The sequence below is a fragment of the Acinetobacter sp. NPDC052428 genome (genome assembly GCF_044547685.1).
In the GTDB taxonomy this organism is placed as follows: domain Bacteria; phylum Pseudomonadota; class Gammaproteobacteria; order Pseudomonadales; family Moraxellaceae; genus Acinetobacter; species Acinetobacter lwoffii_G.
Genome location: NZ_JBIUAT010000004.1, coordinates 98,911 through 112,629, shown reverse-complemented (window position 1 = coordinate 112,629; position 13,719 = coordinate 98,911). Strand labels below are relative to the sequence as shown.

Annotated in this window: 13 protein-coding genes; 12 read left to right on the top strand and 1 reads right to left on the bottom strand. The window is 43.0% G+C overall.

What is annotated here, in order from left to right; translation table 11 throughout:
• The first annotated feature begins 119 nt into the window (after positions 1 to 119).
• From ppsA to alr, 12 genes are all read left to right on the top strand, one after another.
• Positions 120 to 2,498 carry a phosphoenolpyruvate synthase gene (gene ppsA, locus ACIG3F_RS04615; RefSeq protein ID WP_004278782.1) on the top strand — a complete coding sequence of 793 codons (2,379 nt, stop codon included), beginning with the start codon at positions 120 to 122 and terminating at the stop codon, positions 2,496 to 2,498.
• Positions 2,499 to 2,917: 419 nt separating this feature from the next.
• Positions 2,918 to 3,715, top strand: a complete 798-nt coding sequence (locus ACIG3F_RS04610; protein WP_396469468.1) for an RDD family protein — start codon at positions 2,918 to 2,920, stop codon at positions 3,713 to 3,715.
• A gap of 297 nt (positions 3,716 to 4,012) precedes the next feature.
• A complete protein-coding gene (cyoA, locus tag ACIG3F_RS04605; RefSeq protein WP_396469467.1) occupies positions 4,013 to 5,083 on the top strand; it encodes a ubiquinol oxidase subunit II in 1,071 nt (356 codons plus the stop codon).
• A 3-nt stretch (positions 5,084 to 5,086) separates the two neighbouring features.
• Positions 5,087 to 7,075 carry a cytochrome o ubiquinol oxidase subunit I gene (gene cyoB / locus ACIG3F_RS04600; protein WP_005252153.1) on the top strand — a complete coding sequence of 663 codons (1,989 nt, stop codon included), beginning with the start codon at positions 5,087 to 5,089 and terminating at the stop codon, positions 7,073 to 7,075.
• Positions 7,076 to 7,079: 4 nt separating this feature from the next.
• Positions 7,080 to 7,700, top strand: coding sequence for a cytochrome o ubiquinol oxidase subunit III (gene cyoC, locus ACIG3F_RS04595; protein WP_004278786.1), 621 nt, complete (start codon positions 7,080 to 7,082; stop codon positions 7,698 to 7,700).
• Positions 7,700 to 8,026, top strand: coding sequence for a cytochrome o ubiquinol oxidase subunit IV (locus tag ACIG3F_RS04590; protein ID WP_004645410.1), 327 nt, complete (start codon positions 7,700 to 7,702; stop codon positions 8,024 to 8,026). The genes cyoC and ACIG3F_RS04590 overlap by 1 nt, the downstream gene beginning before the upstream one ends.
• 10 nt (positions 8,027 to 8,036) lie before the next feature.
• Entirely contained in the window at positions 8,037 to 8,915 is an 879-nt protein-coding gene (cyoE, locus tag ACIG3F_RS04585; RefSeq protein ID WP_004645412.1) for a heme o synthase, read from the top strand.
• 439 nt (positions 8,916 to 9,354) lie between these two features.
• The gene (gene rpsF / locus ACIG3F_RS04580; protein WP_004278789.1) at positions 9,355 to 9,741 is read left to right on the top strand and encodes a 30S ribosomal protein S6; all 387 of its coding nucleotides are present in this window, start codon (positions 9,355 to 9,357) and stop codon (positions 9,739 to 9,741) included.
• A 12-nt stretch (positions 9,742 to 9,753) separates the two neighbouring features.
• Positions 9,754 to 9,981, top strand: coding sequence for a 30S ribosomal protein S18 (gene rpsR, locus ACIG3F_RS04575; protein ID WP_004278792.1), 228 nt, complete (start codon positions 9,754 to 9,756; stop codon positions 9,979 to 9,981).
• Positions 9,982 to 9,990: 9 nt separating this feature from the next.
• Positions 9,991 to 10,437, top strand: a complete 447-nt coding sequence (gene rplI / locus ACIG3F_RS04570) for a 50S ribosomal protein L9 (RefSeq protein WP_004645413.1) — start codon at positions 9,991 to 9,993, stop codon at positions 10,435 to 10,437.
• Between the two features lie 216 nt (positions 10,438 to 10,653).
• On the top strand, positions 10,654 to 12,096 hold the full coding sequence (dnaB, locus tag ACIG3F_RS04565) for a replicative DNA helicase (protein WP_004278794.1): 1,443 nt from the start codon (positions 10,654 to 10,656) through the stop codon (positions 12,094 to 12,096).
• Positions 12,097 to 12,145: 49 nt separating this feature from the next.
• Entirely contained in the window at positions 12,146 to 13,216 is a 1,071-nt protein-coding gene (alr, locus tag ACIG3F_RS04560) for an alanine racemase (protein ID WP_396469466.1), read from the top strand.
• A gap of 45 nt (positions 13,217 to 13,261) precedes the next feature.
• Here alr and ACIG3F_RS04555 read toward each other — a convergent pair whose 3' ends face one another.
• The gene (locus tag ACIG3F_RS04555) at positions 13,262 to 13,693 is read right to left on the bottom strand and encodes a BLUF domain-containing protein (protein ID WP_191112145.1); all 432 of its coding nucleotides are present in this window, start codon (positions 13,691 to 13,693) and stop codon (positions 13,262 to 13,264) included.
• Positions 13,694 to 13,719 lie beyond the last annotated feature (26 nt).

Sequence of the window (13,719 nt, the reverse complement as noted above, 5' to 3'; positions counted from 1 at the left end):
TAATCTTTATAGTAAACCGATCTTACATGACTGTCGCTTAGTAAAATCAAAAACCTAGATGATTTGCTATACTCTCATGCCGAGATAGTGATTAATACTGCAAAAGTGGAGTAACAACTTTGGAAGCGCGCGTAATTGGTCTGGAAAAATTAGGGAAGCACGACGTTGAGCTGGTCGGTGGGAAAAACTCATCACTAGGCGAAATGATCAGCCACTTATCAAATGCTGGTGTATCTGTGCCAGGTGGTTTCGCAACGACTGCCGATGCCTACCGTGAATTTCTCGAGCAAAGTGGCCTAAACGCTAAAATCAATGCAGAGCTTGCTGCACTCAATGTTGATGATGTAAATGCACTTGCTGAAACTGGCGCAAAAATTCGTCAATGGATTGTGGATACTCCACTTACGCCTGCATTAGAACAAGAAGTTCGTACAGCATTTGCAGAACTTTCTAACGGCAACCCTGACATCGCGGTTGCCGTTCGTTCTTCTGCAACTGCAGAAGATTTGCCGGATGCTTCTTTTGCCGGCCAGCAAGAAACTTTCCTGAACATTCGTGGTATCGATAACGTTCTGATCGCGATCAAAGAAGTATTTGCATCTTTGTACAACGACCGCGCAATCTCTTACCGTGTACACCAAAACTTTGCCCATGATGTAGTTGCCCTGTCCGCTGGTGTACAACGCATGGTTCGTTCAGAAACTGGTGCTGCCGGTGTAATGTTTACGCTAGATACTGAATCAGGCTTCCGTGATGCAGTATTCATTACCGCATCTTATGGTTTGGGTGAAATGGTTGTTCAAGGTGCCGTCAACCCTGATGAATTCTATATTTCTAAACCGCTTTTAAATGCAGGCCGACACGCGATCCTTCGTCGCAACCTGGGTTCTAAGCACCAGAAAATGATTTATGGTGAAGAAGCATCTGCAGGTAAATCTGTCGTTGTCGTGGATGTTGAAAAAGCTGAACGCCAACAGTTCGCTTTAAACGACCAGGAATTACAAGAACTTGCTAAACAAGCGCTGATCATTGAAAACCACTACGGTGCACCAATGGACATCGAGTGGGCAAAAGATGGCGATGATGGCAAGATTTACATCGTTCAGGCGCGTCCTGAAACTGTAAAAAGCCGTGAAAATGTCGGCACCATGGAACGCTACCTGTTGAAACAACGCGGTACTGTGATCTGTGAAGGCCGTTCAATCGGTCAACGCATTGGTTCTGGTAAAGTCCGCATTGTGACGTCTATTAAAGAAATGGACAAAGTACAAGACGGTGATGTTCTTGTATCTGATATGACTGACCCGGATTGGGAACCAGTCATGAAACGTGCAGCTGCGATTGTAACAAACCGTGGTGGTCGTACTTGTCACGCAGCAATTATTGCACGTGAGCTTGGTGTTCCTGCAATCGTGGGTTGTGGTAATGCAACTGAAGTTCTTGTAGACGGTCAGGAAGTGACTGTGTCTTGTGCTGAAGGTGATACTGGCTTTATCTATGAAGGCGCACTAGATTTTGAAATTCAAAAGAATTCAATTGAGTCTATGCCCGCTCTTCCATTTAAAGTAATGATGAACGTGGGTAACCCGGATCGTGCATTTGACTTTGCTCAAATTCCAAACGCAGGTATTGGTCTGGCGCGTCTTGAATTCATTATTAACCGTATGATTGGTGTTCACCCGAAAGCATTAATCAATATTGACAGCCTTCCACGTGAAACACGTGCAGCAGTCATGGCGCGTACTGCAGGTTATGCATCTCCAATTGAATTCTATGTAGAGAAACTGGTTGAAGGTATCTCGACACTTGCTGCTGCATTTGCAGACAAGCCAGTCATTGTTCGTATGTCAGACTTCAAGTCTAACGAATATGCAAACTTGATCGGTGGTAAGTTATACGAGCCAGAAGAAGAAAACCCGATGCTAGGTTTCCGTGGTGCAAGTCGCTACGTTTCTGATAACTTTCGTGATTGCTTCGAACTTGAATGTCGTGCATTGAAAAAGGCACGTGATGAAATGGGTTTAACCAATATCCAGATCATGATTCCATTTGTTCGTACTGTTGCTGAAGCGAAACGTGTAATTGAACTTCTTGCATTAAATGGTCTTAAGCGCGGTGAAAACGGCCTTAAAGTGATCATGATGTGTGAACTTCCAACCAATGCTTTATTGGCAGATCAATTCCTTGAACATTTCGATGGTTTCTCTATTGGTTCAAACGACTTGACACAATTAACACTTGGTCTTGACCGTGACTCTGGTATTGTCTCTCACCTATTTGATGAGCGCGACCCTGCGGTTAAAGCGTTACTTTCTCTTGCAATTCAAGCATGCCGTAAAGCTGGCAAATATGTCGGTATTTGTGGTCAAGGTCCTTCTGATCACCCAGATCTTGCACAATGGTTAATGGAACAAGGTATCGACTCTGTGTCTTTAAACCCAGACTCGGTACTTGAAACTTGGTTCTTCCTGGCTGAAGAAAAAGTGCAAAAAGCATAAACAATTGTGAATAAAAAAGACCCTTTGATAGGGTCTTTTTTATGAGATAGATATTATGATTTATTGTTTTAAAATTGATAACTAAAGATCCAATCGAAAGCTAAACAATTGAATTTATAAATACAATTAAATCAAAGCTTATCAATACATGAAAACTGTAATGACAAACAAATACCAACAGTAAAGTCATGTCAAAATGGCAATAATAATGAATACACCTGTAATGTTCGGGAAGATATTTTTAAGAGTGGAGATCCTTGCAATTTTGTATGGGCGCATTTTTAATGAGAAATATGATTGAAAATCCTCAATTAATCTATATCTTACGATGAGAGGATGTTTGTTTTCAAAACAGAATTCAATACAATCTTGATCAAAGCTATTATTAGTTCACATTTATATATTGAGATTCAGTCTATATGCAGATTTACTTGGCACGGAACAATCAACAAGCTGGTCCATATACGCTCGAGCAATTGAATCAGATGCTGGCGAATCAACAAGTCATGCTGACTGACCTGGCATGGCATCAAGGCATGACAAAGTGGAAAGCCTTAGGTGAACTTACCCAAGGAAAATCGGTATATCAACCTGAAGGTTATGTCGCTCCGGCAGTCACACCTGAAACACCGGTATTCCAGAACAGCCAACCAACGACTTCGGCCTATTCACAGCCTCATACTCAAACAGCGATACAAAAAACTGAACTCGCCAGTATTCCAAGCCGTATCCTGGCCAAAATTGTAGACGTGTTACTGTGGTTACCAGCAACCTTCATTTTGACTGCATTTTTTACGCCTGAACAGGAAACGCGGTTTGCACAACTGAATGAAGAGTTCATGAATGTCGTGCTGAGTAGCGATGCAGATCCTGCACTGGCCCAACAATTACAGACTCAAATGTTTGAGATGTTTTCTCAGCAGGCGTGGCTTGCCACAGCGGTCTATTTGATTATCATGCTGGCCATTCAAGCCTTTCTGATTGCCAAATCAGGCCAAAGTATTGGTAAAAAGCTGACAAAAATCAAAATTGTAGATGCCGAATCAGGTGAAAAGACCAGCCTGTTACGCGCCTTCACTATTCGTAGCGTATTTTTCATATTTTTAAATATTGTATTTATGCCACTGAGTTTAATTATTGACTGGGCCTTCGGGTTGGGCAAAAAACGTCAAACCTTGCACGATAAACTCGCAAAAACGCAAGTTGTGAAACAATAGTGCAGGAATACACAAAATGGGATGAATATCATCCCATTTTGATTACAGAACTTTGAAATTGAAATAAAATTCCCATAAACCCCCCCAATCCAGACCAGCAAAATCGGTTTTTATTACAGGCATTTAAAGCGCCCTAGATATAGCTTAGTTCGTGAATCTCAGGCATAATGCCCTACAACGTAGCGGTGTATTGTGATTAATAGGATGTTTTGTAAAATTCAGCCTTTTTTGTCATGTGCACTTTAATCGCTATCCCATATTAAATTAGGGAATGGGACTCTTCACCGAGGTTGTAAAATGAGACAAACGATTTTAGCTGTATTGTCTTTATCTGCGATGACTGCACTCTTGACCGGGTGTGGTGGTGATATGGTACTTCTGAACTCTAAAGGTCCAGTTGCAGCAGGTCAAAGTAACCTGATGATGACTGCGATTTACTTAATGCTATTGGTGGTTATTCCATCAATCATCATGGCATTATGGTTCGGTTGGAAATATCGTGCATCGAATAAAGACGCAGACTATAAACCTACATGGACACACTCTACTGCGATTGAAATTGTAGTATGGGGTATCCCTGTCATTATTATTGGTATTTTAGCTTGGTTAACTTGGTGGGGCTCCCACAAGTATGACCCATACCGTCCAATTGAAGCAGATAAAGCGCCATTAACTGTTCAAGTTATTGCTGAGCAATTTAAATGGATCTTCATCTATCCTGAGCAAGGCATTGCAACTGTTAACGAATTGCGTTTCCCAGAGAAAACTCCGGTAAGCCTTCGTTTAACCTCTAACTTCACGATGAACTCGTTCTTCATCCCGGCGTTAAGTGGTCAGATTTATGCAATGGCAGGTATGCAAACTCACCTCAACCTATTAGCTGATGAAACTAGCCCAGCTGAAGGCTACCGTGGTTTCTCTTCAAACTATTCAGGTTACGGCTTCTCACAAATGCGCTTCCGTGCACATTCTGTGACTGATGCCCAGTTTGCCGAATGGGTTTCTGCTATTCAGGCAGGAAACGGTACTTCAGTTAACCCTAATGCAGTACAAAAAACTGTTCTAGACCAAGCTGAATTTGCAAGCTTACGTGACGGTAACCGCGGTGTTCACCAGATCGAAGCGATTATTGCAAGAGCTAAGACTCCTGAAGAGAAGGCTGCTGCTGAAGCAATGAAGCCTTACCCTACTAAGCCACATCCTGTGACTTACTACTCTTCTGTAGAGCAAGGTTTGTTTGAATCTGTGATTCACAAGTATATGAGTAACTACCACGGTGCTGACCATTCAGCTCCTGTAGAAGCTGCAGCGACTGATGCTGTTGCTCATGTAGCTGGTGAACATGCGACTGCTTCTCAAGGAGAATAAGACATGAGCTTCTTAGGTAAGTTAGGTCCGGATGCAATTCCTTACGATCCAATCGTATTGGCAACTGTTGCAATGATGATCTTGGGTGGTATCGCAGTTGTTGCCGGTATTACCTACTTCAAAAAATGGGGCTACCTGTGGAACGAATGGTTCACATCTGTAGACCATAAAAAAATTGGTATCATGTACCTGTTCGTATCGATCATCATGCTGGTGCGTGGTTTCGCCGATGCGATCATGATGCGTCTTCAGCAGTTCCTTGCAAAAGGTGGCGGCGAAGGTTATTTACACCCTGAACATTACGATCAGATCTTCACCGCGCATGGCGTGATCATGATCTTCTTCGTGGCAATGGGTCTTGTTGTTGGTTTGATGAACATCTCTGTACCGCTTCAAATCGGTGCACGTGACGTTGCATTTCCATTATTAAACTCACTCAGCTTCTGGTTATTCGCCGGTGCTGCGGGTCTAATGATGGTGTCACTCGCGTTAGGTGAGTTCGCTGCAACAGGCTGGATGGCATACCCTCCACTGTCTGGCATTGAATACTCTCCAGGCGTAGGTATGGACTACTATATCTGGGCACTGCAAATTTCAGGTCTGGGTACGCTATTAACGGGTGTTAACTTCTTCGTTACCATCATCAAAATGCGTGCGCCTGGCATGAAACTTATGGAAATGCCAATCTTTACCTGGACATCTTTATGTACAGCAGTATTGATTATTGCGGCTTTCCCGGTGTTGACTGCAACAATTGCGATGTTAACGCTTGACCGTTACTTCGGTTTCCACTTCTTTACTAACGACTTGGGTGGTAGCCCGATGTTGTATGTAAACTTGATTTGGACTTGGGGTCACCCGGAAGTGTACATCTTGGTATTACCAGCATTTGGTATTTACTCAGAAGTTGTTGCGACTTTCTCGCGCAAAGCATTGTTCGGTTACAAATCAATGGTGTATGCAACAGTAGCAATCACAGTATTGTCATTCGTTGTATGGGTTCACCACTTCTTTACCATGGGTGCAGGTGCCAACGTTAACGCGTTCTTCGGTATCATGACCATGATTATTGCGATTCCTACAGGTGTGAAAATCTTCTCTTGGTTATTCACCATGTACAAGGGTCGTATTGTTTACACTACTCCAATGCTATGGACACTAGGCTTCCTGGTAACTTTCGGTATCGGTGGTTTAACAGGTGTATTGATGGCGGTTCCACCAGCGGACTTCCTGGTACATAACTCTTTATTCCTGATTGCTCACTTCCATAACGTAATTATTGGTGGTGTAGTATTTGCGATGTTCGCAGGTATCATCTTCTACTGGCCGAAAATGTTCGGTTGGAGACTGAATGAGACTTGGGGTAAAGCAGCGTTCTGGTTCTGGTTCTTCGGTTTCTACTTTGCGTTCATGCCACTTTATATCCTTGGTTTCATGGGTATGACACGTCGTTTGAATACATTTGACAACCCAGAATGGGACCCGTATGTAAATATCGCGATGTTCGGTGCAGTTCTGATTGCGCTTGGTATCGTATGTTTCATTCTGCAAATCGTGGTTGGTTTCTTACAACGTGACCAACGTCTGGATTTGACTGGCGATCCATGGGATGGTCGTACCCTTGAATGGGCGACATCTTCTCCTGCTCCGTTCTATAACTTTGCTCATCTTCCAAAGATCAATGGTATTGATACTTTCTGGATCGAGAAAGAAAATGGTGTTGCGTATGCAAAACCAACGAAGTACGAAGATGTTCATATGCCAACTAACCGTGCTGCCGGTTTCGTTATCGCGATGTTCATCACTGTTATGGGCTTCGGTTTAATCTGGCACATCTGGTGGTTAGTAGTTGTTACGTTCCTTGCTTCTATCATTAGCTTCATCGTGTCTTCTTTCACCAAGAAAGTGGATTACTATGTTCCAGCTGCTGAAGTTGAGCGTATTGAAAACGAACGCTATGCGATTCTTGAAAAACACTTGAAGAAGGACTAAGACAATGGCTGAAGTACTTCATCACGATAACCACGGACACGATGAGCATCATCATCACGATGATACTGACATCACCGTCTTTGGTTTCTGGACTTACTTGATGAGTGACCTTGTCCTGTTCGGTACACTCTTCATTGCGTTCGCTGTTTTGAGTAGCCACATTCCTGTGGGTACTCCAAGTGCGAGAGACCTGTTTGGCGACTCTTTAGGTTTCGTTCTTACTGAAACCTTCGCCCTCTTGATCTCTTCTGTAACCTTTGGTTTTGCAGTTCTTGCTGCATACAAAAAAGACGTTGCAAAAGTACTAACTTGGTTAGCGATTACTTGGGTATTCGGTGCTATCTTTATCGGCATGGAACTATATGAGTTCAATCACCTAGTTCATGCTGGTCACGGTCCAAGCACAAGTGCGTTCTTATCTGCGTTCTTTACTTTGGTAGGTACGCACGGTATTCACGTAACTTCTGGTCTGGTCTGGATGATCGTGCTTATGGTTCAAATCAAGAAATATGGTTTGACTCTTGCAAACACGCGTCGTCTAGCTTGCCTAAGCTTGTTCTGGCACTTCCTTGACATCGTTTGGATCTGTGTATTCAGCGTAGTTTACTTGATGGGAGTTCTGTAATGAGTCACGATCATAACGCTGCTGGCGAATCACACGGTAACGTTAAGCAATATACTGTTGGCTTCATCCTTTCTGTCATCCTTACCGTAATTCCATTCGGTATGGTGATGGCAGGCGGTTTTGGCCGTGGTATCTTGATTACTGTCATCGCGATTACTGCGGTTGCTCAGATTCTTGTGCAGTTAATTTACTTCCTGCATATGAACTCTTCTTCAGAGCAACGCTGGAACGTGATTGCATTCGTGTATACCATCTTAACTATCGCTATTCTTTTAGTGGGTTCTGTATGGATCATGAATTACCTACACTACAACATGATGATCTAAACTGGTCGTCATGCTGAAAAAGTATTTATTCCTGACTAAGCCAGGAATTCTCTTCGGTAACTTTGTTACCACTTTGGGTGGCTACTTCGTAGCCACCCAAGGTTCTGTAGATTTCCTTCTCCTGCTTATTACCCTTCTCGGTACTACGCTTGTCGTAGCATCAGGATGTGTGGTCAACAACGTGATTGACCAGGACATCGACCAAAAAATGCAGCGCACCCAAAACCGTGCTCTGGTCACCAAAACCATTTCCGAACCTGTTGCCCTGGCCTTTGCCCTGGTATTAGGCATCGCTGGTTTTAGTCTTTTATGGTTCTGGGTAAATGCGTACGCTTTCTTATTCGCGGTGATTGGTTTTGTCGTATATGTTGGTTTCTACAGCCTATGGACAAAACGAACCACAATTCATCAAACTGTTGTAGGCAGTATTTCTGGTGCAGCTCCGCCTGTCATTGGTTATACCGCAGTGGCCAATCAATTTGACCTCGGTGCGTTACTGATCTTTTTAGGTTATGCGCTATGGCAAATGCCTCACTCATGGGCGATTGCGATTTACCGCTTTGATGATTACAAAAATGCAGGCATTCCGATCTTGCCTGTGGCACGTTCGATTCATCGTACCAAGATTGAATCCCTGGTTTATGTGGTGTTATTCACCCTGACCATGAATGCGTTATTTGTCTTTGGTTATGCCAACTGGTTCTATGCGGTGATTTTAAACTTACTGTGCATTTACTGGTTGTATATCGGTGTCATTGGATTTAAAGCTGAAAATGATCAACTTTGGGCAAAGAAATATTTCTTGTTCTCGGTGATCCTGATTACTGTCATCAGTATTATCTTTAGCTTTACCTCAACTGCACCATCTACACAGATTGTGTTTTTTTAAAAAGATAGAGTTAGTCTCTATCTTTTTTTTATTTTGATTTTTCCTAGCCCCCATTCCAAGTATCTGTAGAGCAGAATCAAAATCTCAGCTTTAGAACTTAACGCCCTCTTTTCTTATCTCTGATAAATTTACCTATTTTTGACTTTAGCCTGACATTGATAGTGTTTATGTAGATTGTAAGTTAGAAAAAGTCACTTGATATTATCGATAGCACATTTACTGAATTTAAGCAGTCGAACCCTGATGTTTAAAGTTGATGTGGTTTTCTATTAAAAGATCTGACTATAGATATAATTTCGCAAAAATCTCTTATTTGGTTGAAATTATCCCTAAAGATCACTACAATTCCCCCTTCGCAAACACTGCGACACAACTTTGGTTGTGACTCCTTGCTTCAATTTACTTAAATTGGGGCTGTCCAAACCGTAAGGAGCTGACAATGCGTCATTACGAAATCGTACTTTTAGTACACCCTGATCAAAGCGATCAAGTCGTTGGTATGGTAGAACGCTACCTAACTCACATCAAAGAAGCTGAAGGTCAAATTCACCGTCTTGAAGACTGGGGCCGTCGTCAATTGGCTTACCCAATCAACAAGATCCACAAAGCTCACTACATTCTTATGAATGTTGAGTGTGGTCAAACTACTCTTGATGAGCTTGAAGAATTGTTCCGTTATAACGACGCAATCATTCGTAGCCTTATCATCCGTCGTGAAAACGCTATCACTGAAGAGTCACTATTGGCGAAGAGTGCTGAAGAAAAACGTGCGCGTAAAGCTCAACGTGAAGAAGCACAACACGCTCAAGACTCTGCTGAAGCTTAAGGAGAACATAACATGGCACGTTTTTACCGTCGTCGCAAGTTCTGCCGCTTTACAGCTGAGAACGTTACGTACATCGACTACAAAGATATCGACACTTTAAAACAGTACATCACTGAAAACGGCAAGATTGTTCCTAGCCGTATTACAGGTACTAAAGCTCGTTACCAACGTCAATTAGCGTTAGCTATCAAACAAGCTCGCTACTTGTCTTTGATCCCTTACACTGACAATCATAAGTGAGGTTGAGCTGTGGATATTATCTTATTACAACGCATTAAAAACCTAGGTAAACTAGGCGATAAAGTTTCAGTTAAAGCTGGTTACGGCCGTAACTTCCTTATCCCTCAAGGTATGGCAGTTGCTGCAACAGAATCAAACACTGCTGCTTTTGAAGCTCGTCGTGCTGAACTTGAGAAAGCTGAAGCTGATGTTTTAGCTGCTGCTCAAGCACGTGCTGACCAATTGAACGAAGTGAACATCGTTATCACTGCGAAAGCTGGTGACGAAGGTAAACTATTCGGTTCTATCGGTACTCGTGACATCGCTGACGCGTTGACAAATGCTGGTCTAGAAGTAGACCGTGCTGAAGTACGTCTTCCAAATGGCGCGCTTCGTCACACTGGCGAATTTAACATCGCAATCCAATTGCACCATGATGTTACTGCAGAAGTTCTAGTTACTATCGTAGCTGAGTAATTTCTCGCCTCAAAAAGAGCATGCGAAAGCATGCTCTTTTTTTATCTCTAAAAAATATAATCTAGCCAACACTGTCAAATTCATTTTATTATTCGTGTTTACAAAAAATTGCACTTCGCATTTTTGATCAGAGCGCGTATCATTTCATCTCGTAGTGAATAAACGCTATTCATCTCCGACGATATTTAACCATTGTATTTAAAATCAGGGATTTATATGTCACAGGCGAATGCCAGCAAAAAGGTAGCTACTGCTAAACCAGAAATTGTTACTGAAAATAGCAATCTCAAGGAGTTCCGTACTCCACCCCACAATTTAGCAATTGAACAGGCTGTACTTGCTGCCCTTATGACTGTGGCTGAATCTTTTGAACAGGTCGGTGATGTGCTGACCGAAAATGATTTTTATGCCACCCGACATAAATATATCTTCCGTGCTATTGAGCAGCTCTCTAAAGAAAACTCGCCTTATGATGCGGTTCTGGTGCATGACTGGCTCATCAAACAGAATTTACTCGATGCAATTGGTGGTGAAGAGTATTTAATGCAGCTGATGGCAGATTCACCATCGAGTTTCTATAACCTGGAAACTTACGCTGGGAAAATTAAAGAGTTTGCTACCCTGCGTAGCATGATTAAAGTCAGCTCTGAAATTTTACAAAATGCCTATGACACCAAAGGCCGAACTGTGAGTGAAATTCTGGATCTGGCTGAGACCAATATTTTCTCGATTGCCGAACAACATAATAATAATGCCAAAGCCCAAGGCCCTAAGCCGATCAACTCGGTGGTCGCAGACGTATTCGACAAATTAAATGAACTGTCACAAATGGAAGGTAGTATCACCGGTTTAACTACTGGTTTTGTGGAACTGGATAACAAAACTTCCGGCATGCAATCCGGTGACCTGATTATTGTCGCGGCGCGTCCTTCCATGGGTAAAACCACCTTTGCCATGAATCTGGTCGAAAGCGTTTTATTCAATAACAATCTGCCTGCTCTGGTCTATTCGATGGAGATGCCCGCCGACTCCATCGCCATGCGTTTGATTTCATCATTTGGTCGCGTGCATCAGGGACATTTACGTTCTGGTAAAATGGACAGTGATGAATGGTCAAAAGTCACCAGTACCATTGTGCATTTACAAGAAAAAAATCTATATATCGATGATTCTTCTGCGCTGCCACCAACAGAATTACGTGCCCGTGCGCGTCGTATTGCCAAAATGCATGGCGGGAAACTAGGCTGTATCATGGTCGATTACCTGCAGCTAATGAAAGTCCCTGGCATGGGTGATAACCGTGTCGGCGAGATCTCAGAAATTTCCCGAAGCTTAAAAGCCTTGGCGAAGGAAATGCAGTGTCCAGTGATTGCCCTGTCACAGCTCAACCGATCGCTGGAGAACCGTCCAAACAAACGCCCGGTCATGTCCGACTTGCGTGAATCTGGTGCGATCGAGCAGGATGCCGACTTGATCATGTTTATTTACCGGGATGAGGTTTATAACAAGGAATCTAAAGAAGCTGGCACTGCCGAAATTATTATCGGTAAACAACGTAACGGCCCGATTGGTACCGTGCGTCTGGCATTCGAAGGTCAATATACCCGCTTTAGTAATCTCTCGCCTGAGTTCTATGCTCAGTATGATGACGAAGAGTAATCAGGCTCTCATCATCACATTTCCATTATCCCTCTAGGAGTAATTTAGGGTGCGTCAAGCTACAGTTTATATTGACAGCGATGCGCTGCAATATAATTTAAACCGTGTCAAACAACTTGCCCCAACCGCGAAAATCGTCAGCATGGTGAAAGCCAATGCTTATGGACACGGAGTTAAAGACTGCTTAGCAGCCTTAAGCGAAACCGATGCCTTTGGTGTCGCCTGCCTGCAAGAAGCCTTGGAAATTCGTGAATTGGGCTATCTACAGCCGATCACGCTTATCGAAGGTATTTTTTCAGCCGATGAAATGCAGCTTGTAATCGATCAGAATATTGAAGTTGTGGTACATCATCAGGCCCAACTCGACTGGTTAATTGCACATAAAGATGCCTATATCGCCAAAGAACTTAAAGTCTGGGTCAAACTGAACAGCGGCATGAACCGCCTAGGTTTTAAGATTGATGTGATCAAAGATGTGATTCATATGCTAAAAGCCGAAGGCTTTACTTGCGTGCTTGCCATGCATTTTGCCAATGCCGATGCCGAGCATCCACTGAATGATGAACAAATCCGTCAATTCTTAGAAATTAAAAATGACTGCGCGCCAATTTTAGCCTCTTGCTGTAACTCCGCTGCAATCTATAAATATCCAGAATTGCATTTTGACTATGTCCGTCCCGGAATCATGCTCTACGGCGCGACGCCTTTTGCAGACCGTGATGTACATGACCTGGATTTAAAACCGGTCATGACCTTTACTGCCGAGATTATTGCCTTGAATGAGATTCAAGCGGGTGAGCATGTCGGTTATGGTTCAACGTTCACCGCAGATCAAGACATAACTTTGGCCATTGTTTCAATTGGCTATGGTGATGGCTACCCTCGCGCTTTCCCTAAACAGAACTATGTCGCGATTAATGGCCAGCAAACTCGCGTGATCGGCCGCGTAGCGATGGATATGATCGCTATTGATGTCACAGGGTTAGAAGTGCAATTGGGCACAGAAGTCGAACTTTGGGGTAAAACCCGTCTGGTGGATGATGTGGCTGAAGCGAATGGCACGATTGGTTATGAACTATTATGCCGACTGAGCAATCGTCCACTACGCCAAGTAGTCTGATCTAGTCCTCAAAGTAAAAAAGCCCAACATAGGTTGGCTTTTTCTTTAGGCTGACTTTTGTTCTTCACCCTGTTCTATGCATAATTGCATTAATAAGGCATCGACATGGCTTTGCTGAAAGGCAAAAGGATTAAAGTCATCAAATCCCATTTCCCGACAGAATTGCTGGATCTGACTGCGTTTGGAAATATACTTCATGGACCAGTCCGGGAAACTTGGATATTCAATTTCCTTGGTCTCAAATAATTTAATATCCTGATGGCGAGGATCTTTATTCAGTCGCTCCACCAGCAGACTCTTTAAAGTAAGACATTCACCTTCCAGACATTGAAAAAAATGCCCATCTGCGAAATACAGTACACCTGTCACTTGATGCTGGTAATTAAAATCACGAGCTTCTTTCAGGATATTCGCTAAATCTTCAAGTAAGTCAGTTTTGGGAGAAGTACTTTTACTGGCGTAACAAAATTGGTACATGCGCTAACTTCTCTATTTTTATTATG